Here is a 20,322-nt window from a genome sequence, read left to right as displayed (position 1 = left end):
GTGCCCGTTGGCGGGCCCCTCCGACGCTCGCGACGTCAGGCCGGCGGCAGACCGAGCGTCTTGATCTCGAGGTACTCCTCGAAGCCGTGGAGGCCGTTGCGGCGGCCCAGCCCGCTCTGCTTGGTGCCGCCGAACGGGCTGGTCAGCCCGAAGTGCTGACCGCCGTTGATGTTCGCGCTCCCGGTGCGCAGCCGCAGCGCGACCTGCAGCGCCCGGTCCTCGTCGGCGCTGCTGACCTGCCCGGACAGGCCGTAGATCGAGTTGTTCGCGATCGCGATCGCCTCGTCCTGGGTGTCGTAGGGGATCACGCACAGCACCGGCCCGAAGATCTCCTCCTGAGCGACGCGCGAGTCGGGGTCGACGTCGGCCAGCAGCGTCGGCTGGACGTAGTACCCCTTCTCCAGGCCCTCGGGGATCCCGCCGCCGGTCACCAGCCGCGCACCCGACGCCACCCCGTCGGCGATGAGCCCGAGCACCTTGTCCTGCTGGCCCTTGCTGATCTGCGGACCCTGGAGGTTCTGCGTGGCCCAGGGGTCACCGACCGGGAAACCCTCCATCGTGGCCTGCAGAATCGCCAGGCCCTCGTCGTAGCGGGAGCGCGGGAGCAGGATCCGGCTCGGCAGCACACAGCTCTGGCCGGACATGATGCAGGCCAGCATCGCGGCCATCGGCAGCGCCGCGGTGAGGTCGGCGTCGTCCAGCACGATGTGCGCGGACTTCCCGCCGAGTTCGAGCAGCGTCTTCTTCACGGTCGGCGCTCCGGCAGCGAGGATCGCGCGCCCGGTGGCGGTGGAGCCGGTGAACGTGATCATGTCGACCCGCGGGTCGGCCGAGAGCGCCGCGCCGACCTCGTTCGCGTTCGAGACCACGACGTTGAACACGCCGGGCGGGATGTCGGTCTCCTCGGCGACGATGCGGCCCAGTTCGCTCCCCGCCCACGGGGTGAGCTGCGCGGGCTTGAGCACGACGGTGTTGCCGGCCATCAGCGCGGGCGTCGTCTCCGCGATGTTGAGGTACAGCGGCACGTTCCAGGGGGTGATCGCTCCGACGACGCCGACCGCGTCGTAGTGGATCAGGCGGCGGGACGGCCCGGCCTGCGAGTCGTGGACGCCGGTGTCCTGCAGGTACTCGAACGACCGCCCGACCTCCGCCCAGTGGGCGACCTCCTCGACCGGGCTGTCGACCTGGCTCCCGGTGAGGCTGATCGGGCACCCGACCTCGGTGACGATGACCCTCCGCAGCCGTTCGGTGTTGCGCTCGAGGGCGGCGTGCAGCTGGGTCAGACAGTGGTAGCGGAACTCGACGTCCCGGGACCAGTCGGTGGTGTCGAACGCCCGTCGTGCGGCGCCGACGGCGCGTGCCATGTCGTCGGTCGTGCCGTCGGTGGCCCGGCCGGCGACCTCCTCGGTCGCCGGGTTGATCACGTCGAACATCGCACCGCTACCGGTGAGCTGTAATTCGCCGTCGATGAGCATCCGCTCGTCCCCGGCGAGCACACCGCTGTCGCTGTGCACGGTCGTCATCGCGAACTTCCCTTCGTCGTCATCGACGGCGGGCGTCGCCCCGCCCGCGGGAGAGCCATCAGATGCAGCCGAAGCTACAGTATTGCTTTCGGTATCGCGCCGGAATCGTGAGCCCGCAGCGGGCCGAGGGCGGCGGCGTCAGTCACCCGGCAGTCGAATTCCGTCGGCTACCTCCTCGAAGACGAATCCCCACCACGTTTCGTCGCCGCGGAACGCTCGCGGATCGAGCTTCCGCAGCTCCTTCCGCAGCTTCTTCCCGTGCCGGATCGCCTGCTTGTCGTCCACAGCCCGGAAGTCCTCGAGGAAACCGAGCCACCGTTCGAGGAAGACCAGGAACAGCGGAACCGTCGAGTTGACGAACACCGTCTCCGAACCGTCCACGGAGACGTGCCACACCTCGCCGTCGCCGCGGCGGACCAGGTAGGCCCCGGCGAAGTCGACCTCGTCCCGCCCGAGGTGGTAGTAGTCCGCACCGTCCACGGTGACGCCGGAGAGCAACGGCGCTCCGGCGAGGTGGAACATGCCCTCGATCGCCGCCGGAACCCCGACGGAGGCGAGGACGTCCACTGCGTCCGAGGGAAGGTTCACTGGTTCGGCAGCCCGGTCGATTCTGGCCACGGCACCACCGCGCCAAGGATCTCGTCCGATCGGGACGGCTCGGTCGGTCATCGATCAACTCCGCTTCGCCGGGGTCACGGAGGGCCGACCGTAGCCGAGGGACCGCTCGACCCCGAGTCAGGGCGCGCGAGCCCGGCCGGCCTCGGCGACCCCTACACTCGCGGCTCGTGACGACATCGCCCACGCCGGTCGAGCTGGCCTTCGCGCTGATGCGGGAAGGCCGGATCGGCGACGCCGAGAACCTGATGACCCGTGAACTGCAGGCCGCCACGGACCGTTCCGGCCCCGGCAGCCCGGAATGGGCTTCGGCCCAGTGTGACCTCGGCACGGTGCTGCTCAACGCCGATCAACTTCCCCGCGCGATCGAGTGCTACCGCTACGCGGTCTCCGCGCCGCCGCGCGATACCGAGTCGCGAAAGGACCAGCTGACCTACCGGCTCAATCTGGGCTCGGCGCTGCGTCTAGCCGGACGGCTCGACGAGGCGGAGGCGGAGTTACGCCGGGGCGTGGAGGAGCGGCTCGAGTTCTACGGCCGCGCGCACCCGGGGTACGCGTTCGGCCTCGAGCCGCTGGCGGCGCTGCTGCGGCAGCGTGGCGACGTGCCGGGTGCCCGGCAGGTCATCGAAGAGGCGGTGGCCAACCTGTGGGACAGCGGGCACGAGCGGGTCGCCTCCGCGTTGGCGCTGCGCGCAGTGATCGTGCACGCCGGCGGCACCGGCGAGCCGCTCTTCGTGGGCTGGCACCAACTGCCGGACGACGTCGTCGAGGAGATCGGACGATCGGTCACCCAGTTGCTGGACGACGACGATCCGGCCGCCCAACCCCTGCTCACCTCCCTGGTCGCCGCGTTGGAGGAGCGGCTGGGCGTCGACCACCAGGCGACGCTCAACGCCCTGGCCGCGCTGGCGAACCTCGGCCGTGTCCTCGGTGACCCTTCGGGGCGGGTCGAGGCGATCGAACGCGTGCTCGCGTCCTACGACCGCCAGGGCCGTCAGGAAGAGGCGGTGATGGCGGCGCTCGGCCTGGCGATGGCCCAGGACGAAGCCGGGGACGCCGAGGCGGCGCTGCACACGTACGCGTCGACGTCCGCGCGAGCGGAGCGCATCGGCCGTCCGGAGCTGACCAGCCAGGTGCTGCGCAACTGGGGTCTCGCGCTCAAGGACGGCGGCCACGCCGGCCCGGCTGAGCACCGGCTGAGCGAGGCCGTGAGCCAGGCCCGCCGCGGGGCAGACCACGACATGGTCGGGCGCGCCTGTGTCGCGCTGGGCCTGTCCTCCAGCACGACGGTCGGCTGGCGGAGGCCCGCACGGTCCTGGAGGAGGGCCTGAGCGTGCTGAACCCCGTCCACCCGGACGCGCTCATCGGCCGCAGCCACCTCGGCGCGGTACTGGAGGGCCGGACCTGCGGGTGCGGCGACCTGGCGGGCACGATCGCCGACGCCTTCCGCGAGTTCGTTCTGACCAGGCTCCCCGCGGATCTGCTGGACCGCCTCGACGTGACGATCGTGCAGGGCGAATTCAAGATCGACGTCGGTCTCCGCCGGGAACCGACCGAGACCGAGCTCGAGCGGCTCAACGACGTCGTCCAGACCGCGCACGCGGAGTTCCGCCGCCGGCTCACCGAACCGCACTACGCAGGCTGACCGGAGCTGCCGAAGAGGACGGTGAGCACGGCTCGCATCGTGTCGGGGTGACCGGTCTGACTCCGGTCGAGCAGCCACTGCTGCTGCATGCCGTCGAGAAGGGCGAGGACCGCGGTCGCGGCCTGCGCGGGGGTGAGGCCGGAGGGCAGGCGGTCGCCCCAGCGTCGGGCGAACGCCTCGGTCATCCGGGCGCGGACGTCGGCGTAGTGCGTACGGAAGTACTCCTGGGCCGGGTGCCCGTCGGTCACGCTCTCGGCCATCAGGACGCTGTACGCGCGGGCCAGCCCTGGCTCGTCGTGGTCGTGGGCCACCACCTCGGCCAGTTGGGCCGGCCAGTCCTCCTCGGCGTGGCCAGCCAGCAGGTGCTCGCGGCTGAGCTCCTCGCGGCGCTGCAGAATCGCGCTGAGCAGGGCTTCCTTGCTGGGGAAGTAGTGCAGGACACCCTGCCGGGTCAGGCCGACTCGATGGGCGACGGCGTTGAGTGACGTTCCGCGGTAGCCGCGCTCGGCCAGCATCTCCATCGCGACGGTGAGGATCTCGTTCCGCTTGCCGTTCACGAGCGCCATACTATGCTCCCTACCTACATGTAGGTAGGGAGGCGCGATGGAGCACGGTGCGGTCGTCACCGGGGCAGCGGGCGGGATCGGGGAGGCCGTCGCCCGGCGGCTCGCCGCGGGCGGGAGGCGCTGCGTCCTGGTCGACCGCAACCCGCTGGTGGAGCAGGTCGCCGCGTCGATCGGCGGCACCGCGGTGGTCGGCAACCTGACCGACCCCGACGTGTCGGTGCGCGCGGTCGCGGCGGCCGGTGCCGGGCTGGACCGGCTCGTGCTCAACGCCGGCGTCAACTCCGTCGACAAGGACCCGGCGACGCTCGACCTCGAGCGGTACCAGGCCGTCGTCGGTGTCAACCAGCACTCGGTCGTGTACGGCCTCCGGGCGGCCCTGCCGGTGCTGCGGCGTGCCGGTGGCGGCTCGGTGGTGGTCACCGCGTCGCTCGCCGCGTTGCACGGCGTCGAGCAGGACCCGATCTACACGATGACCAAGCACGCGGTGATCGGCCTGGTGCGCGCGCTCTCCGGACCGCTGTCCCGGGAGAACGTCCGGCTGTCCGCCGTCTGCCCGGGCCTGGTCGACACGCCGCTGACCGCGGGCGCCCGGGACCGCTTCCGCGCGGCCGGCATCCCGATGCTCACCGCCGAGGACGTCGCCGCCGCCGTCGAGCAGACGCTGGACACCGGTGCGCCCGGTACCGAGCTCGTCGTCCAGCCCGGACGCCCGCCGGTTCCGTACGCGCTCGCGCCCCTGCCCTGAGCCGAGCTCCGCCGGGCCGGTGCCTCAGCGCTCGTCGTCCGCCCTGCGGTGGGCGTAGGCGACGTAGGTCGGGATGGCCGCGCCCTGGTCGAGCGAGCCGAGGTCGGCGGGGAGGTCGACGACGCGGTCGTCGCGCGTCCGGACGGTGATCCACACGCGCGTGTACTGGCCGCCGCGGAACTCGGCTCGCCACCACGCGTCGCAGCCGTCGCAGCGTCCGGCGCGGTGGTCGCCGACCGGCTCGGTGCGGAGCCGGGCGTGCGTCTCGTCGGGGCAGAAGCCCTCCAGCAGGCGATCGCTCGGGGAGATGATGCGGGCAGCCACCCCGCCATCATCCCCTTCCGGCGTGCGCCACCCGGGGCCGACGTCAGTCCAAAATAACAAGCCCAGACACAGGCGAACCCGGCACTGTGACCTAAGGCCCTACTCTTCGGCGGCACGGCCCCCGAGACTGAAGGCGTTGAGACGGGGACGTTCCCGGCGTACCGGCAACGGAGGGGGTGAGGACGATGTCCGCAGGCATGTCCGGGTCCGCAGGACTGTCCGGCCATCCGGTGGACCACGCGGGTCTGGTGGTCCTCGATCTGGCGGAGTGCCGGCGGTACCTCCGGTGCGAACAGCTCGGCCGCGTCGGCTTCGTCCGCGCGGGAACCGTGGAGATCTTGCCGGTGAACTACGTCGTGGCCGGGTCCGGCGTGGCGTTCAAGACCGGGCACGGATCGAAGCTGGGCGCAGCGATGGACGGCGCCGCGGTCACGTTCGAAGTGGACGGGGTCGGGTTGCCGTCCACCGGTGTCGCCGCGTGGAGCGTGCTGGTGAAGGGCGTCGCGGGCCTGGTCACCGAGGACGACCTCCTCCAGGATCTGGAGCGCGAGGAGTCGCTGCCGCTGCTACCGTCCGCCGCCCGCACCGGCCGGTGGGTCCTGATTCGCCCTGACGAGATCAGCGGTCGCGCGATCGCCGCCGAGTAGGAGCTGGAAGACCATGCGAAAGATGTCGTTGACCGCCCTCGCCCGTGAGCAGCTCGAGAACGCCGCCCGGGAGACGAGCGGACGGAGCGCCCGCACCGTCTACGGAGGGCACGAACACGTCCTGCGGCAGACGGTGATCGCGCTCGCCGCCGGGCAGCAGCTGAGCGAGCACGAGAATCCGGGTGAGGCGACGGTGCACGTCCTGCACGGGCGGGTGCGCCTGGTATCGGACACGAACTCGTGGGAGGGCAGCGCGGGCGACCTGCTCGTCGTGCCGCCAGCCCGGCACGGACTGCACGCCCTGGAGGACGCTGCCGTACTGCTCACCGTGGCCGCGAGCCACTGACTCAGTAGGACGCGGGCAGGCCGGCGTGGAGGAGCCGGTTCGCCTCGCCGCGGCTGATCTTGACGCGGGACCGGCAGTGCTGGCACTCCAGTACGTACCGGCTGCGCACCGGCAGCACCGGGACGAAGAAGAGGCTGAATTTGGTGGTCTCCCGCACCACGAGGGCGCTGCCGGGCTGCCCGCAGACCTGACAGCCGCCCGCCGCCCTTCCCAGCACGTGGGCCTTCGTACGGAAACCGAAGATCAAGAACACGGAGTACCCCTGCGACTCGCTGGACCGGCGCGCACCGGATCGGACCTCCGGGTACCCGGAAGCGAGGCGTCCTACGCCGCGGCGCCGCCGACTCGCACGGTGCGCGGCAAGCGCTGGGGCCTATGTCGTGAATATTTGCCAAATGTTACTTTTGTTCCCCGGGCGGGGGGCTGTATGGGCGTGAGCGGGAAGCAGAGCCGGAAGCGGGGGCGCGCAGCGCCGGACCGCGCCTCCGCGGTGCCCGCCGGTCCGGCTGGGGCGGCGGGGTCTGCTCGGGCGCTGGGCTCCGCCGGGGCCAATGGGGCGGTCGGGCACCGCCGGTCGGTCGCGCCGGACGAGCTCGCCGAGCTGGCTGCGCGGCTGGCCGACGCTCCGGCCGCGGTCTGCACCGCGATCGACGCCAGCGCGGAGCGGGTCGCGGGCCGCTACGGTGCTGCGGCGGAGACCTGGCCGGAGGCCTCGCCGATCGAGGCCGGACCGGCCGCGTGCGTGTTGCGGTCGAATCGCTCGGTGGTGGTCGACGACACGTCCGAGGACCTCCGCTGGGGCTGTTGCCCGGTCTCGGTGTCCGAGGGCATCCGGGCGTTGCTCGGCGTGCCGCTGCGGGACGACGACGAGCGGATCGTGGGTGCGGTCTACGTCGTCGACGCGGCTCCGCGGCACTGGGAGGAAGCGCAGGTCGAGGCGGTGGACCGGTTGGCGATCCTAGCCGGTAACGCTCGGCCGATCCGGCACGACCCGGCCGAGCCGTACCCCGACGTTCCGCACCTGTTCCTGAGCGCGTTGCTGGAGACCCTGGACGTGGGGGTGGCCGCCTGCGACGCAGACGGCCGGCTACTCCTCTACAACCGCGCGCTCCGGGAGCTCCGCGACCTACCGGCATCCTGGTCACCGACGGACGGGCTGGAGGCGTCGCTGGTCACCAACCCGCTGCTCGGACTGGATGGGCAACCGCTGCCGCTCACCGGGGTGCCGCTGGTTCGGGCCCTGAACGGCGAGGTCGTGGAGCAGACCGACGTGATCATGACGGCGCCCGGCCGACGTCTGCGGATCGGATCGGCGAACGCGAAGCCGATCTACTCCGGCGACGGCCGGTGTCTGGGCGCGGTGACCGCGTTCCACGACATCACCGACCGGCGGCGCGCCGAGCGCTTCGCCGACTGCGAGCTGCAGGTGGCCCGGGCGCTCGCCGAGGCGCACTCGGTCGCGCACGCGGCGCCCACCGTCCTGAAGGCGGTGGCGCGGAGCCTGCAGTGGCCGCACGCGGAGCTGTGGCTCCTCGACGCGACCTCCGAGCACCTGGAGCCGGTGGCCCAGTGGAGCGCGCCCGCCCTCGACCTCCGCGTCGAGCTCCCGTCCGTGACTGGTCCCGAGGGGATCGTGGGCTCGGTGTGGGCCAGCGGGCAGCCGCTCTGGGTGCCCGACCTGCTCACCAGCCCGTACGTGGGAAGCGGCGAGGCGGCCGCGCGGACACGCGAGTGCGCCCGCCAGGGACTCCGGACGGTGCTGGCAGTCCCGCTCCTCGACGAGGGGGTGGTGCAGGGCGTCCTCGCGTGTTTCGCGGACACCATCGAGGGCGGCGAGGAGCTCCTCACGACTCTGCTCGGAACGATCGCGCACCAGATCGGGCAGTACATGGCCCGGCGCCGCGCCGACGAACTCGCGCTGGAGCTGGCCCGCACCAAGGACCAGTTCCTCGCGCTGGTCAGCCACGAGATGCGGACGCCGCTGACCGCGATCTCGACCTACACCGAGCTGATCCTCACCGACCCCGAGCAGGAGTGCTCCGCCCAGCACCGCCTGCTGCTCGAACGGGTCGACCGCAACACGCGCAGCTTGCGGGCGATCGTCAACGACTTGCTGGACCTCGCGGCGCTGGAGTCCGGACGGTTCACGGTGAGCTGCGACCACGTCGACCTGGTCGCGGTCGTCCACGACTCGGTCGGGGCGGCCGCCGGCGCCGCCCGCGCCGCAGGCGTCGAGGTGCTCACCGACGTGCCCGACCGGGCCGGCCTCTGGGCCGACGTCGTCCGTCTCCGTCAGGTGCTCGACAACCTCCTCTCCAACGCGGTGAAATACAGCCCGCACGGTGGGGAAGTACGGATCCGGGTCCGGACGGAGGACGACACGGTCCGCCTCGCGGTGAGCGACACCGGCATCGGGATCCCGGAGGCGGAGCGTCCGCGGCTCTTCCACCGCTTCTACCGGGCCTCGACCGCCCGCAACCACGGGATCCCCGGCACCGGTCTGGGGCTGACGATCGTCCGCGCGATCGTCGAGGCGCACGGCGGAACGATCGCGATCGCCGACGTCCCGGGGCCGGGGACGACGTTCGAGGTCCGGCTGCCGGCCTCCGAACGACCGGCAGCAACCCCGGACTGACCATCGACGCTCGCCCGGCGACCGGCCGCTGACGATCAGGGGGTCTCGGCCGCCGCGAGCGGGATCCGCAGCCTGATCGTCGACGGCCCGGTGAGGGCGAAGGTCCCGCCGTGCCGCTCGGTGATCACCCGGACCAGGGCCAGCCCGAGCCGCGGCACGGTGTCGGCGCTCGAGCCGAGCCCGGTACCGGTGGCGTTGGCGGGGGAGAAGCGGCTGACCAGCTCGGTGGCCGCGTCGCCGGGCGCGGAGAGCGTGAGCTCGGCGGCACCGTTGCGGGCGTGCAGCGCGACGAACAGGTCACCGCCGGAGGTGGCGGAGCTGGCCGACGCGAGGAGCGTGTCGGCGAGGGCGTGCAGCCGCTGGTCGTCGCCGTCGAGGTGGACGTCGGGGTCGATCTGGGCGTGCAGGGTGATCCCGGCGGCTTCGGTGGTGGGCCGGACGTCCGCGACGGCCTGCCGGAGCAGCGCGCTGAGGTCGACGTCGTGCGCCTGCAGCGGTTGGTCGCCGGCTTCGAGAGCGGCCAGGTCGAGCAGCGCGTCGACCAGGCTGCGGAGCCGGGCCGTGCCGCGGTCGATCCCGCGCAGCAGCTGCTGGTCGGAGTCCGGCCGCGGAGCCGGATCGTCGAGCAACAGTTGGGTGTAGGTGGCGATCGTGGTCAGCGGGGTGCGCATGTCGTGGCCGACGAGCGCGGTGAACTCCGCGCGGGTGTGCGCCAGCTGCAGCGCCAGGTCGGCTGCGCGGCGCCCGATCAGGAACTGGCTGACCTGCGCGCCGATCGCGGTGACCAGGCCGGTGATCAGCATCTGGTCGGTCTCCGCGGTATCGGCGAAGCAGGTGAGCGCGCCGACGGTGTCGGTGCCGTCGTGGAACGGGACCGAGACCGCGGACCGCAGGCCGTGGTGGACGTAGAGTTTGGTCCGTTCGCGTGCCTCCGGGTCGTCGAAGAGCGGCGACGTCTCCAGATCGGGGATCCAGACCGGCTCGCCGGTGGCCCAGACCTGACGCATCACGGCCTCGGTGGTGGGCGTGAGCTGCGCGGTGAGCAGTTCACGGATGGCGTCGGAACCCTCGTCCCAGTGCCCGATCCGGCGGAGGACGCCGGTGGCCGGGTCGATCCGCCGGATGCTGACGTAGGGCCAGCCGAGGGTCGCGGCGACGATGCGTGCGAGCTCGGAAGCGGCTTCCTCCAACGAAGTCGCGTGGTTGAGCAGCCGGGCGACGGCCAGCTCGCAGTCGCGGAACTGTTCGGTGCGGCGCCGGACGGTGACGTCCCGGATGGTGGCGACCGCTCCGATCACCCGTCCGTCCGTGGCCTGGATGGGTTGCCCGCTGGTGAGCACGTGCCGGTCGGGCAGGCCGGGGAGGCGCACCAGCACCTGGGTGTCGCGGAGCGTGGCTCCGCTCAGCGCGGCGGTCAGAACCAGGTCGCGGGCGGTGAACGGCTCGCCGTCGGGGTGGTGGAGCACCGGCAGCACTCCGGCCATCGCCTCGGCCGTGGACGCCGTCTCCGGCTGGCCGCAGAGCCGACGCAGGGCCCGGTTGAACACGACCGCCCGGCCCTCGGCGTCGACGGCCGCCACGCCCTCGGAGAGGCTGTCGAGCAGGGCGTCGGCGAAGGCCCGCTGCATCTCGGCCGCTTCGGCGGCGCTGGCCGCCTCGGTGGCCATCGTGACCTGTCCGGTGATGTCGGTGAAGAACGCGCAGATGATCGCACCGGCGGGGCTGTGGATGACCGACAGGCGGACCTGCGCGTGGATCGGACGGCCGTCCCGGTGGCGCACCCGCACCGCGCCGTGCAGGTGCCGGTCGGCGTCGACCTCGGTAGCGTGCACCTGGAGCAGCCGATCGAGGATCGTGTGGATCGCCGGTGGGCCGTCGCCCGGGCGGAGGAGGTCCTCGACGTGCCGACCGCAGGCCTGCTCCGACGTCCAGCCGAACAGTTCCTCGGCGGCGGAGTTCCAGCCGGTAATCACCGCGTCGGGGTTCAGGGTGAGGAAGGCCTCGGCGACCGCGTCGAAGACGACGGCGGCCTCGACGCCGGCCAGCGGTGTGTCCAGGTGCGGCGCGGTCGCGGGCACCGGGCCGACGAGCTCGGCGATCTCCACCACCGCCGCGATCTGGGAACCGGTCCACGGCCGTGGCCGGGTGTCGAGGACGGTCACCGATCCGACCGGCCGGTCGTCGGTGTCCCGCAGCGGAGCGCCCAGGAACGCCCGGACGCCGTACTCGACGGCGAGCGGGTGGTGGCGCAGCCGGGCGTCGTCCTCGGCGTCCAGGTCGGCGGAGAGGACCGGGCCGTCCGCGCTGACGACGTACTTGCAGAGCGAGTAGGCCACCGACGCCTCGTCACCGGCGACCAGCGAACGCGGAGCCCCGTAGCTGCCGGCGAAGTACTCGAAGTCCTGCCCGACGAGCGTGATCAGGCCCATCGGTGCGTCCAGCAGCCGGGCGGCGTGCCGGCTCATCTTGGTCAGCGGGATCGGCAGCGTCGGCAGCACCAGTCGGGCGCGTGCGACGGCGGCCAGGCGCAGCGGATCGGCCAGCGCCGCCGGATCGAGCGTCAGCATGACGCGCCCTCCTCTCGCGGCGGGCACGCCACCGCTGCCGCGTCGCCGACCACCAGTGCGTCGGTATCAAGAGTAGGACAAAAGCGGGATAGTAAACCTTTCAGGGATGTTCTATCCTCGGCCGCTCGCCACTGGGGTCCCGGCCGGACGCAGCGGCGGGGCGTAGCCGGCCGCCTGGAGACGGAACATTCGGGCGTAGGTGCGGTCCAGGGCCATCAGGTCGCGGTGCTCGCCGCTCTCGGTGACCGTGCCGCCCTCCACCACGTAGATCCGGTCCGCCTCGCGGACGGTGGAGAACCGGTGGGAGACCAGCACGACGGCCCGGTCGGTGTAGAGGTCGCGGAGCCGCGTGAACAGGTCGTGCTCGGCCTCCGCGTCGAGCGCCGCGGTCGGCTCGTCGAGGACGACGAGCGGCGCGTCCCGGTGGAAGGCCCGAGCCAGCGCGATCCGCTGCCACTGGCCGCCGGAGAGGTCGACGCCGTCGCTCAGTTCGCGGCTGAGTACGGTCTCGTAGCCGGCCGGAAGCCGGGCCACGAAGTCGTGGACACCGGCCCGGCGCGCGGCCTCCGCGACGCTCCGCTGAGTGGAGAGCGCGATGTTCTCGGCCGCGGTGAACTGGTACCGGATGAAGTCCTGGAACATCACGGTCAGCCGCGCCCGGTAACCGTCCGGGTCCAGCTCGGCGAGGTCGGTGCCGTCCCACCGGATCGCGCCCAGGTCCGGCCGGTAGAGCCCGCACAGCAGCTTGGCCAGCGTCGTCTTGCCGGACCCGTTCGGCCCGACCAGCGCGACCACCTCCCCGCGCCGCACCGACAGCGAGACGTCGCGCAGCGCGGGCACCGCAGCGCCGGGGTAGGTGAACGTGACGTGCTCGACCGTGACCCGGTCGAGCGAGGCGGGCGCCGGACGGCCCTCCGCCGCGACCGGGAGCCGGGCCTCGTCCGCACAGAACCGCTCGTAGTCGTCCACGAAGAGACTGTTCTCGTAGACCTGGGCGACGCTCTGCGACGCACCGACGAGCAGCGGCACGACCTGCATGAGCGCGGCGACCGCGGTGGCTGCCGACGCCACCGTGAGCTCGCCGGCCGCCACCGACCGCACCAGCAGTCCGCCGCCGAGCGCGACGCCGAGCGCCGTGCCCACCCCGCCGAGCAGGCTGAGCCAGGTGATCCGGCGCAGCACCGCCCGCAGCGCCACCAGCCGTTCGGCGAACAGCGTGCGGTGCCGCGCCGAGAGGGCCGACGCCAGCCCGAACACGCGGACCTCCTTGGCGCTCTCCCGGCCGGTCATCAGCGACCGCACGTAGGTGCGCCGCAGGTCGTTGCGGACCAGATCGACGCTGAGCGTGAACATCCCGCGGCTGGCGGCGGCGCCGGCCAGCAGCAGCGGCACGGTGGAGAGCAGGACGCAGACGACGAGCAGGGGGTCGATCACCCACAGCGTCCCGAGCACCGCCACCCCGGTGAGCAGCGACGACGTCGCGGAGAGCAGCGCCTCGGTGAACTCGATCGGGCGGTGCCCGGCGTCCTGCACGCGGCGGAGCCGTCCGTGGAACTCCGGTGAGTCGAACGCCGCCAGCTCGACCCGGCACGCGACGTCCAGCACGCGCTCCATCGCGTACATCGCGACGTGCTCGCCGAGCAGCGTCATGAGGTGACGCTGCACGGCCAGCAGCACCGACGAGGAGCCCAGCAGCGCGCCGAGGCCGAGCAGGAGCGGGAGCGGCCCGCCGCTCCCGCCGGTGTCCCCGACCAGCGTCGCGATCAGCGCGCGGACGAGCAGCAGGGCGGCGGCCGCACCGGCGGCGGCGGCCACCTGCGACAGCAGCACGAACAGCGTCAGCCGGGGTGCGGACCGCCACAGCAGGCGGGTCGTCGACCGCGCGACCCGCAGAACCGTCGCGGCCTTACGAGACATCGGCGGGGACGCCTGCGGTACGGCCGGCCCACACCTCGACCTGCTCCATCCAGGCGTCCCGCCCGACCAGGCCGCGCGCCCGGACCGTGCCGTCGGTGCCGACGACGCAGAAGTACGGGAACAGCAGCGGTCCGTTGTAGACCTTGATGAACGCGCTCTCGGAGTGCGGCGCGGCCACGACCGGCGTGCGCAGCGGCGTTCCGTCCGCGGTCATCTCCTCCAACCAGCTGGAGGTCTGCCGCGGGCCGGTGTCGGTGACGACGACGATCTCGGTGCCGCGGGCTGCCGCGGCGCCGTAGAACTTCTGCAGCTGCGGCAGCGTGCGCGTGCAGCCGTCGCAGTTGGGGGAGAGGAACACGTACGCCACCTCGCGGCCGGCGTACGTGCGCTCGTCGATCCGCCGCCCGTCGAGGAATCGGGCCCGGAACGTCGGGCCGGTCGCGCCGACCGCCAGCTCGGGCAGCCAGTTCTCGGCGAGCGACGCGGTGCTGGTCCGACGCCGCGCCCAGGCGACCAATCGCAGGGTCAGGAGCAGGTTGACCAGGATCAGGGTCCCGAGCACGTAGAGGGAAAGGCTCACCGCGGTCATGACGCGTCCTCCAGATCCAGCGCGAGCGGTCGGCGGAGCACCTCGGCGAGGTCGCCGAGGTGGATGACGAGCACGGTCAGCGCCGCCCCGGTGATCACCAGCAGACCGGTGTCGGCCCCGGCCAGCGGGGGCGCCGGCTCCGCCGACGCCGCCCACCCCGCTCCGCCGACGCCGAGCAGCAGCAGGTTGCGGACGACGTCGTACCAGGACAGCCGCTGCGCGGTGCGGCCGAAGCAGTTGCAGCCGACGCTCGTGCCTTGCAGCCGCGCCCGCGCGAGGATCGCGGTGTAGCCGGCGAGCAGGACCACGCCCCCGGCGAGCCCGGCGGCGATGGCACCGCCGGCACCGAGCACCACGCCCGCGGCGAGCAGCGCCACGAGCAGCGCTTCGAGCGCCACCACCGCCGGTGCCGTCCACCGGGCGACGCGATCGGGCAGCGGGGTGAACAGCGTGATCGTGTGGTGGAAGCCGTCGAGGTCACGGACCTTGGCGACGGCTGACACGGCGAACGTCGTCGCGACGACGGCGCCGGCCAGGACGGGGAGGGCGGCAGCCCACGGCATGGCTCACCTCCGGAGCAGGGACGGTGGGGACGGTGCTGCTTCGGGCTGGGCGGAGAGGACGATCGTGGGCAGCTCCAGCCCGTCGGCGGCGGCCGCGGCGAACTGCGCGCGGCCCGCGTCGTCGACGGCGCGCAACGCCCTGGTCTCCGCGTCGGTGGCGTCGACGACCGGGAGCCCGGCCTCCCGGGCCTCGTCGCGCAGGATCGGGTAGTCGTGCGACGGGTAGCCGGCGACGAGCCGTTCGACGATCGCGTCGATCGCCGCCGGATCGGCCTCGCTCCGGCGGAGCAGCGCGGTCGCCAGGGAGCGGGCCAGCGCGTCCGCCCGGTAGAGCCGCGCCAGCGCGGTCGGGGCGATCCGCTGGGACAGCAGCGCCAGCAGATCGACGCCGTTCTCCCGCGCGGACACGTCGAACCAGTCGGCCGCCAGGCTTCGGAACGCCCGGAGATCGGCGGCGGAGAGCGCGCCGACGGCCGGATCACCGGACGCCTGCTCGATCACCGGGTCGATCGGGCCGAGCTCGGCGCCGGCGGTGAGGACGATCTCGTCGGCACCGAGGCAGAACAGGGTGCCTGCCGAGCGGGCCCGCACTCCGACCAGCACCGCGAGGTGAGGTGTCCGGTCCGCCAGGACGGCCACGGCCCGGCGCGCCCCGGTGGGCGACCCGCCCCGGGTGGACAGGACGACGTCCAGGCCGGCGCCGCAGGGGAGGTCCCGGACGAGCGGATCGAGCCGGTCGGCGAGGTCCTCGTCGATCCGCCCGTGGCAACAGAGCACCGGGCGGCCGCGGACGGAGGCGAGTGCAGTGAGCGCGTCCACGGCTCACCGCCCCGTGATCAGCCGGGTCGCGACCGCGTCGGCCATCCGCAGCTCCGGCACCCGTTGTTCGACGTGGAGGAACTGGCCGTTGGGGTTGCTCTCCAGGAACAGCAGCCGGCCGTCCCTGTCCCGGACCAGGTCGATCGCGCTGAACTGCAGACCGTACGACCGCACCAGCGCCAGGCACGCCTCGGCGACGTCGTCCGGGAGCGATCCGGGCCGCATCCGGAGCCGATCGGTCTCGGTCCGCCAGTCGACGCCCGGCGGCGGACCGTCGGCCGGGCTGATCTCGGCGACGAACAGGTCGTCCCCGATCACCGTGACCCGGTACTCGACCCGCTTCTCGACGAACTCCTGGAACTGGCACGGCACGGTGCGGACCGTCGACTCCAGCGCCGCCAGCTCGGCGGCGGTGACCAGCGTCGTCGCGACGAACCGCGGTTCGACGTCGGCATCGTGGTTGCGATCAACGGTGCGTCCGGCCATCAGGTACGGGTCGGTGAGGACCTTGTAGACGATCCGGCCGTCGCAGTCGTCGGCGAACTCGCGCACGGCCGCCGGATCGCTGCTGATCAGCGTCCGGGGGACCGCGAGCCCGAGCCGGCGCGCCCGCTGGAGCTGCTCGAGCTTGTAGCCGGCTCGCCGGATGTCGTCGGGGCGGCTCATCCAGTAGCAGTCCAGCGACGCCCAGAGGCCACCGGTGGCGTGCCGGAGCTCCTCCTCGGCGAACTCCCGCTCCCACTCCGACAGGTCGGCGGGCAGTCCGAAGCCGGTCGGTTTGCGCCACCAGACCGCGGTGACGTCTTCCCACGCGAACGTGCGGCCACCGGCCGTGACGTGCAGCGTGCCGGTCCACTCCGGACCGTCGAGGCGGGCGGAGAGCACCGCGCCGCCGGGGAGCTCCGAGGAGTTGACCCGGATCGGCTCGTGCCCGCGTCGAACGAGCAGATCGATCAGGACGTCGGTGTGTGCGTCGAAGACGTTCGTCGAAATGACGATCTGGGCAGAACTCACGCTTCCTCCCGGGGTGCGGCGCCGGCCGGAGCGCCGTCGGCCGGCGCCGCGACCGGATCAGGCGTAGTCGCAGGCGTAGCAGCCCAGGTAGGACTTGCTGCACCTGGTTCCGGTGCACGCCGTGCCGGTGGACTGGCAGGGGTTCCGGCCGCTGTAGTAGCCGCCCGAACAGAGGGCGCTGCCCATCGTGGTGCCGCTGTCGCCCTCCCAGACGAGCGTCTGAGTGGCGGCGTCGTAGCCGGTCGCCACGGGGCTCTGCGGTGGATCGGTGACCGGGCTCGCAACCCGGAACGCGAAGAGTCTGCTCACGGTCGGTGGTCCCTTCGGAAGTCGGCTCGCTCCCGGGATCACCGGGAGCCCTGCGACGCGGAACTCTGCCCGACGGTGCTCTCAAACCGGTCTCATCCCGCTCCAACGGGGACGAGATAACGGCTCGGCATCGAACGGTAGTAACTGTCGAACCCTGCGTTACCTTCTGCCTTATGTCGCCTGTTAAGGACTTGTCGATTCCCCTTTGACAGAACCGGAGGATCGGTGCGCCTCAACATCCTTGGTTCCCTCACCGTCGAAGGACCGCGGGGCATCGTGCCGATCTCCGCAGCCCGCGAGTCCGCTCTGCTCGCCGAATTGGTCGCCCACCTCGGGCAACCGGTCACCCGTGAGCACCTGGCCGAGGGCATCTGGTCCGGCCGGGTCCGCCACCCGGCGCACGCCGTCCACGCGCTCGTCAGCCGGCTCCGCCACCGGCTCAGCCTCGCCTGCACCGAGGTGGCCGGCGCGGTGATCGTCACCCGCGGCGCCTGTTACGCGCTGCACGTCGCGGACGACGCGGTCGACGGGCTGCGCTTCCAGGCCCTGGTGCTCGCCGCCCGCCAGGCGGTCGCCACCGGCGCGTACCACCGCGGCTCCGGCCTCTACGACGACGCCCTGGAGCTGTGGCAGGGCCCCGCGCTCTCCGGCGCCGCCGGCGACTCACCCTGCGTCCAGGCCGAGCGCTCGCGGCTGGAGGAGTTACGCGTCACCGTGCTGGAGGAGCGCGCCCAGGCGCTGCTCCGCGTCGGCGCCCACCGGGCGCTCGTCACCGAGCTGTTGCCGCTCGTCGACGCCTATCCGCTGCGCGAGGGGCTGCGGGCCGCGCTGATGCTCGCGCTCTACCGCAGCGGCCGGGTGGGCGAGGCGCTTGCCGCCTACCGCGCGGCGCGGGAGCATCTGGTCGAGCACGTCGGTGTCGGACCCGGCGCGGAGCTCCGGCACTTGCACGCCCGGATGCTCTCCGGCGACCTGCGGGACGAGCGCGAGTCGCCGCCGCACGCCGTCGAGCTGGCCGACCGGCCGGCCGAGAGCCTGGGGCGGCTGATCGGCGAGCTCCGGATGGATCAGGCCCGGCTGGAGACGAGGATCCGCCGGTTGGAGGCCCGGCTCGCGGGGCGACCACGGTCGGCGAGCGGGTGAGTGGCTGGGAGGCCCAGGGCTCGCCGCGCTCAGCCGACCTTGATCTCGACCCCGTTGCTGGAGAACGACTCGAACAGCTTGACCTTGGTGATCCTCTGGCCCTGCGGGATGTCCCACACCCAGGTCACCTCCGTGCTGGTGCCCGGGTTGACGTCGCTCAGGAACAGCGTCAGGTCCTCGTTGGCCGCGATCGACGCCGAGATGTCGGCCTTGAACTCCTGGCCTTCGGCGTTGTAGGCCTCGTTCGTCCCGGCCTCCAACGACAGCGGCTCGTTGCCGAGGTTCTTGACCGTGGCGGTGACCAGGCAGAACTGACCTTTCGGGGTCTTCTGGGAGTACTCGTCGCCGACCGAGGTGGCGCCGCACTCCGCGGACTTCACGGTGAACTCGGTGTTCCCGTCGCGGGCCGGCTGGTTCAACGCGCCGTCGGACCCGGACTGCGCGCTCTCCGCCGTCGTCACGGTGTCGGCGTCGGAGTCGGAGTCCCGCATGCCGTACCAGACCGCGCCGATGACGCCGAAGACCAAGCACAGCGCGACGACGCCGCCGATCACGAACAGCGCGATCTTGCCGCCGGACGACTTCTTCGGGGGCTGCCCGTACGGGTGGCCGGGTCCGGGCTGGCCGGGACCGGGCTGGCCGGGTCCGGGCCCGGGCTGGCCGAAGCCCGGCTGCCCGTAAGCGGGCTGGCCGTAGTCGGGTTGCCCGTAAGCGGGCTGGCCGTACGCGGGCTGCCCGTAGGGGTCGGGGGCGCCGTAGGGCTGCTGGGGGCCGCCGCCGTACGAGGGTGGCTGGGGTAAAGGTTGCTGGGGCTGCCCGTACGGCGGCGGAGGTCCGTTGTGGGGCTGCTGGGGATCCGGAGGCCACGTCATGGCCAGCGACGCTACCGGCCCCGCCAAGGTCTCACCCGGCCGAGTACTCGTCGGGCACCCGCATCGCCGGGCCACCGACGTGCAGTCCGAGCGGGACCGCGCGTCCCCGCGGTTCCTCCCACGCCTCCTGGTTGTCCATCGATCTCTCCCTCACGTCAGGCGGTCGCGCAGTGCCGCGAGCGGGCCGTCCCAGTCGCGGGCCAGCGCGCCGAGGAATTGCTGCGCCACCTTCATCGGCGCCGAGTCCAACCGGTACCGGACCCGGCGCCGCTCGCCGGGCTCGGCCACGACCAGCCCGGCCTCGGCCAGCAGCGCGAGGTGCTTGGCGATCGCCTGCCGGGTGATCGGCAGCTGGCCGGCGAGGTCGGTCGCGGTGGCCGGCCCCCGAGCCGCGAGCGCGGCGAGGATGCTGCGCCGGCTCGGATCGGCCAGGGCGGTGAAGACCTCCTGGGCCACCGCCTCCGGATCAAAGTCGTCCATCGAGGTACGCGACCAGCTCGCCGAGCTCGTTCGTCCAGCCCTCGGTGTTGCCGTTGTGGGCGACCTTGTGGGTCTCGGCGTCCGGTGCCTGGGCGAACCCGGTCTCGACCATCGTCAGCGTGGTGCCCGTGCCGGTGGGCGCCAGCGTGAACTCCACAAAGGTGCGTCGCGGATCGCCCTCCGGGAGGCCGTAGATCGGCCAGGTGTACGCGAAGACGTGCGGCGGCTCGAGCCGCTCGATCGTGAGGACGGCGGTGTCGCCGCTGTCCCAGGCGAGCTTGACCTGACCACCGACGCGCAGGTCGACCTCGGCGCGCTGGCCGAACCAGGTGCCGAGGCCTTCGGCCGTGGTGAGCGCGGCCCAGACCTTCTCGGGGGAGTGGGTCAGCTCCAGCGTGCGCTCGATCCGATCGGGGAACGTCATCTCCGCCTCCAGGTAGCAACTCGTCGGTTGCCACCGAACCTATAGCAACCTCTCGGTTGCGTCAACGCTCTCGGTTCGGCGCGGGGCGCGACGCCAGCCCGGCCTCCGCCGCCCGTGAGGACAGGCGCGCGGCAGGGAGTGGTTGTCACGCCTTCGGGGTGGCCGCCAAATGGTTGTCGTCGATTCCGTGCCATGGCACAGGATCGACGACAACCACTGTNGCGCGACAATCACGCCGCTGTCTGGCCGGGAGGCGCGACAATCACGCCGCTGTCTGGCCGGGAAGCGCGACAATCACGCCGCTGTCTGGCCGGGAAGCGCGACAATCACGCCGCTGTCTGGCCGGGAAGCGCGACAATCACGCCGCTGTCTGGCCGGGAAGCGCGACAATCACGCCGCTGTCTGGCCGGGAAGCGCGACAATCACGCCGCTGTCTGGCCGGGAAGCGCGACAATCACGCCGCTGTCTGGCCGGGAAGCGCGACAATCACGCCGCTGTCTGGCCGGGAAGCGCGACAATCACGCCGCTGTCTGGCCGGGAAGCGCGACAATCACGCCGCTGTCTGGCCGGGAAGCGCGA

22 protein-coding genes are annotated in these 20,322 nt (G+C 72.4%); 7 read left to right on the top strand and 15 right to left on the bottom strand.

Features of this window, described 5'->3' with window-relative positions:
- Positions 1–35: 35 nt before the first annotated feature.
- Both ABEB28_RS19270 and ABEB28_RS19265 read right to left on the bottom strand, forming a co-directional pair.
- On the bottom strand, positions 36–1,523 hold the full coding sequence (locus tag ABEB28_RS19270; RefSeq protein ID WP_345729530.1) for an aldehyde dehydrogenase family protein: 1,488 nt from the start codon (positions 1,521–1,523) through the stop codon (positions 36–38).
- 138 nt (positions 1,524–1,661) lie between these two features.
- Positions 1,662–2,141: an SUKH-4 family immunity protein gene (locus tag ABEB28_RS19265; protein ID WP_345729529.1), complete on the bottom strand. Its 480-nt coding sequence runs from the start codon at positions 2,139–2,141 to the stop codon at positions 1,662–1,664.
- A gap of 167 nt (positions 2,142–2,308) precedes the next feature.
- Here ABEB28_RS19265 and ABEB28_RS19260 point away from each other — a divergent pair, with 167 nt between their 5' ends.
- Complete coding sequence (locus ABEB28_RS19260; protein ID WP_345729528.1) at positions 2,309–3,469, top strand: tetratricopeptide repeat protein; 1,161 nt, start codon at positions 2,309–2,311, stop codon at positions 3,467–3,469.
- Positions 3,470–3,471: 2 nt separating this feature from the next.
- Entirely contained in the window at positions 3,472–3,783 is a 312-nt protein-coding gene (locus tag ABEB28_RS19255; RefSeq protein ID WP_345729527.1) for a hypothetical protein, read from the top strand.
- On the opposite strand, the gene ABEB28_RS19250 is transcribed toward ABEB28_RS19255, so the two are convergent.
- Positions 3,771–4,349 (bottom strand): TetR/AcrR family transcriptional regulator, encoded by a 579-nt coding sequence (locus ABEB28_RS19250; RefSeq protein ID WP_345729526.1) that lies wholly within the window; start codon positions 4,347–4,349, stop codon positions 3,771–3,773. The two genes, ABEB28_RS19255 and ABEB28_RS19250, sit on opposite strands and share 13 nt — an antisense overlap.
- A gap of 37 nt (positions 4,350–4,386) precedes the next feature.
- On the opposite strand from ABEB28_RS19250, the gene ABEB28_RS19245 reads away from it, so the two are divergent.
- The gene (locus ABEB28_RS19245; protein ID WP_345729525.1) at positions 4,387–5,094 is read left to right on the top strand and encodes an SDR family oxidoreductase; all 708 of its coding nucleotides are present in this window, start codon (positions 4,387–4,389) and stop codon (positions 5,092–5,094) included.
- Positions 5,095–5,118: 24 nt separating this feature from the next.
- On the opposite strand, the gene ABEB28_RS19240 is transcribed toward ABEB28_RS19245, so the two are convergent.
- On the bottom strand, positions 5,119–5,418 hold the full coding sequence (locus ABEB28_RS19240; protein ID WP_345729524.1) for a hypothetical protein: 300 nt from the start codon (positions 5,416–5,418) through the stop codon (positions 5,119–5,121).
- 185 nt (positions 5,419–5,603) lie between these two features.
- On the opposite strand from ABEB28_RS19240, the gene ABEB28_RS19235 reads away from it, so the two are divergent.
- Positions 5,604–6,065, top strand: a complete 462-nt coding sequence (locus ABEB28_RS19235) for a pyridoxamine 5'-phosphate oxidase family protein (RefSeq protein ID WP_345729523.1) — start codon at positions 5,604–5,606, stop codon at positions 6,063–6,065.
- 13 nt (positions 6,066–6,078) lie between these two features.
- Positions 6,079–6,411, top strand: a complete 333-nt coding sequence (locus tag ABEB28_RS19230; RefSeq protein WP_345729522.1) for a cupin domain-containing protein — start codon at positions 6,079–6,081, stop codon at positions 6,409–6,411.
- Between the two features lies 1 nt (position 6,412).
- On the opposite strand, the gene ABEB28_RS19225 is transcribed toward ABEB28_RS19230, so the two are convergent.
- Positions 6,413–6,664 carry a zinc-ribbon domain-containing protein gene (locus ABEB28_RS19225; protein ID WP_345729521.1) on the bottom strand — a complete coding sequence of 84 codons (252 nt, stop codon included), beginning with the start codon at positions 6,662–6,664 and terminating at the stop codon, positions 6,413–6,415.
- 180 nt (positions 6,665–6,844) lie between these two features.
- On the opposite strand from ABEB28_RS19225, the gene ABEB28_RS19220 reads away from it, so the two are divergent.
- Complete coding sequence (locus tag ABEB28_RS19220; RefSeq protein ID WP_345729520.1) at positions 6,845–9,046, top strand: sensor histidine kinase; 2,202 nt, start codon at positions 6,845–6,847, stop codon at positions 9,044–9,046.
- Positions 9,047–9,081: 35 nt separating this feature from the next.
- On the opposite strand, the gene ABEB28_RS19215 is transcribed toward ABEB28_RS19220, so the two are convergent.
- From ABEB28_RS19215 to ABEB28_RS19185, 7 genes are all read right to left on the bottom strand, one after another.
- Complete coding sequence (locus tag ABEB28_RS19215; RefSeq protein ID WP_345729519.1) at positions 9,082–11,613, bottom strand: PAS domain-containing protein; 2,532 nt, start codon at positions 11,611–11,613, stop codon at positions 9,082–9,084.
- A gap of 111 nt (positions 11,614–11,724) precedes the next feature.
- Positions 11,725–13,530, bottom strand: coding sequence for an ABC transporter ATP-binding protein (locus ABEB28_RS19210; protein WP_345729518.1), 1,806 nt, complete (start codon positions 13,528–13,530; stop codon positions 11,725–11,727).
- Positions 13,520–14,119 carry a redoxin domain-containing protein gene (locus tag ABEB28_RS19205; protein ID WP_345729517.1) on the bottom strand — a complete coding sequence of 200 codons (600 nt, stop codon included), beginning with the start codon at positions 14,117–14,119 and terminating at the stop codon, positions 13,520–13,522. The genes ABEB28_RS19210 and ABEB28_RS19205 overlap by 11 nt, the downstream gene beginning before the upstream one ends.
- Complete coding sequence (locus ABEB28_RS19200; protein WP_345729516.1) at positions 14,116–14,682, bottom strand: MauE/DoxX family redox-associated membrane protein; 567 nt, start codon at positions 14,680–14,682, stop codon at positions 14,116–14,118. The genes ABEB28_RS19205 and ABEB28_RS19200 overlap by 4 nt, the downstream gene beginning before the upstream one ends.
- 3 nt (positions 14,683–14,685) lie before the next feature.
- On the bottom strand, positions 14,686–15,501 hold the full coding sequence (locus ABEB28_RS19195) for an SDH family Clp fold serine proteinase (RefSeq protein WP_345729515.1): 816 nt from the start codon (positions 15,499–15,501) through the stop codon (positions 14,686–14,688).
- Positions 15,502–15,504: 3 nt separating this feature from the next.
- Entirely contained in the window at positions 15,505–16,515 is a 1,011-nt protein-coding gene (locus ABEB28_RS19190) for an MvdC/MvdD family ATP grasp protein (RefSeq protein ID WP_345729514.1), read from the bottom strand.
- A gap of 57 nt (positions 16,516–16,572) precedes the next feature.
- Positions 16,573–16,824 (bottom strand): hypothetical protein, encoded by a 252-nt coding sequence (locus tag ABEB28_RS19185; RefSeq protein ID WP_345729513.1) that lies wholly within the window; start codon positions 16,822–16,824, stop codon positions 16,573–16,575.
- Positions 16,825–17,100: 276 nt separating this feature from the next.
- Between ABEB28_RS19185 and ABEB28_RS19180 the strand changes: the two genes are divergently transcribed.
- On the top strand, positions 17,101–17,967 hold the full coding sequence (locus tag ABEB28_RS19180; protein WP_345729512.1) for an AfsR/SARP family transcriptional regulator: 867 nt from the start codon (positions 17,101–17,103) through the stop codon (positions 17,965–17,967).
- 29 nt (positions 17,968–17,996) lie between these two features.
- On the opposite strand, the gene ABEB28_RS19175 is transcribed toward ABEB28_RS19180, so the two are convergent.
- The 3 genes from ABEB28_RS19175 to ABEB28_RS19165 all read right to left on the bottom strand — a co-directional run bounded on the left by ABEB28_RS19175 (position 17,997) and on the right by ABEB28_RS19165 (position 19,743).
- Positions 17,997–18,839: a DUF4352 domain-containing protein gene (locus tag ABEB28_RS19175; protein WP_345729511.1), complete on the bottom strand. Its 843-nt coding sequence runs from the start codon at positions 18,837–18,839 to the stop codon at positions 17,997–17,999.
- A 150-nt stretch (positions 18,840–18,989) separates the two neighbouring features.
- On the bottom strand, positions 18,990–19,319 hold the full coding sequence (locus ABEB28_RS19170) for an ArsR/SmtB family transcription factor (protein WP_345729510.1): 330 nt from the start codon (positions 19,317–19,319) through the stop codon (positions 18,990–18,992).
- Positions 19,306–19,743: an SRPBCC domain-containing protein gene (locus tag ABEB28_RS19165; protein ID WP_345729509.1), complete on the bottom strand. Its 438-nt coding sequence runs from the start codon at positions 19,741–19,743 to the stop codon at positions 19,306–19,308. The genes ABEB28_RS19170 and ABEB28_RS19165 overlap by 14 nt, the downstream gene beginning before the upstream one ends.
- Positions 19,744–20,322 lie beyond the last annotated feature (579 nt).

The organism is Cryptosporangium minutisporangium (genome assembly GCF_039536245.1).
In the GTDB taxonomy this organism is placed as follows: domain Bacteria; phylum Actinomycetota; class Actinomycetes; order Mycobacteriales; family Cryptosporangiaceae; genus Cryptosporangium; species Cryptosporangium minutisporangium.
Note: the sequence above shows the minus strand (reverse complement) of the source record. Positions and strands in the feature narration are given on the sequence as shown.

Coding starts and splice junctions, on each gene's coding strand:
- ABEB28_RS19270 (WP_345729530.1), bottom strand. CDS start 1,523: ATGACGACCGTGCACAGCGACAGCGGTGTGCTCGCCGGGGACGAGCGG.
- ABEB28_RS19165 (WP_345729509.1), bottom strand. CDS start 19,743: ATGACGTTCCCCGATCGGATCGAGCGCACGCTGGAGCTGACCCACTCC.
- ABEB28_RS19175 (WP_345729511.1), bottom strand. CDS start 18,839: ATGACGTGGCCTCCGGATCCCCAGCAGCCCCACAACGGACCTCCGCCG.
- ABEB28_RS19170 (WP_345729510.1), bottom strand. CDS start 19,319: ATGGACGACTTTGATCCGGAGGCGGTGGCCCAGGAGGTCTTCACCGCC.
- ABEB28_RS19205 (WP_345729517.1), bottom strand. CDS start 14,119: ATGACCGCGGTGAGCCTTTCCCTCTACGTGCTCGGGACCCTGATCCTG.
- ABEB28_RS19215 (WP_345729519.1), bottom strand. CDS start 11,613: ATGCTGACGCTCGATCCGGCGGCGCTGGCCGATCCGCTGCGCCTGGCC.
- ABEB28_RS19245 (WP_345729525.1), top strand. CDS start 4,387: ATGGAGCACGGTGCGGTCGTCACCGGGGCAGCGGGCGGGATCGGGGAG.
- ABEB28_RS19200 (WP_345729516.1), bottom strand. CDS start 14,682: ATGCCGTGGGCTGCCGCCCTCCCCGTCCTGGCCGGCGCCGTCGTCGCG.
- ABEB28_RS19235 (WP_345729523.1), top strand. CDS start 5,604: ATGTCCGCAGGCATGTCCGGGTCCGCAGGACTGTCCGGCCATCCGGTG.
- ABEB28_RS19230 (WP_345729522.1), top strand. CDS start 6,079: ATGCGAAAGATGTCGTTGACCGCCCTCGCCCGTGAGCAGCTCGAGAAC.
- ABEB28_RS19250 (WP_345729526.1), bottom strand. CDS start 4,349: ATGGCGCTCGTGAACGGCAAGCGGAACGAGATCCTCACCGTCGCGATG.
- ABEB28_RS19210 (WP_345729518.1), bottom strand. CDS start 13,530: ATGTCTCGTAAGGCCGCGACGGTTCTGCGGGTCGCGCGGTCGACGACC.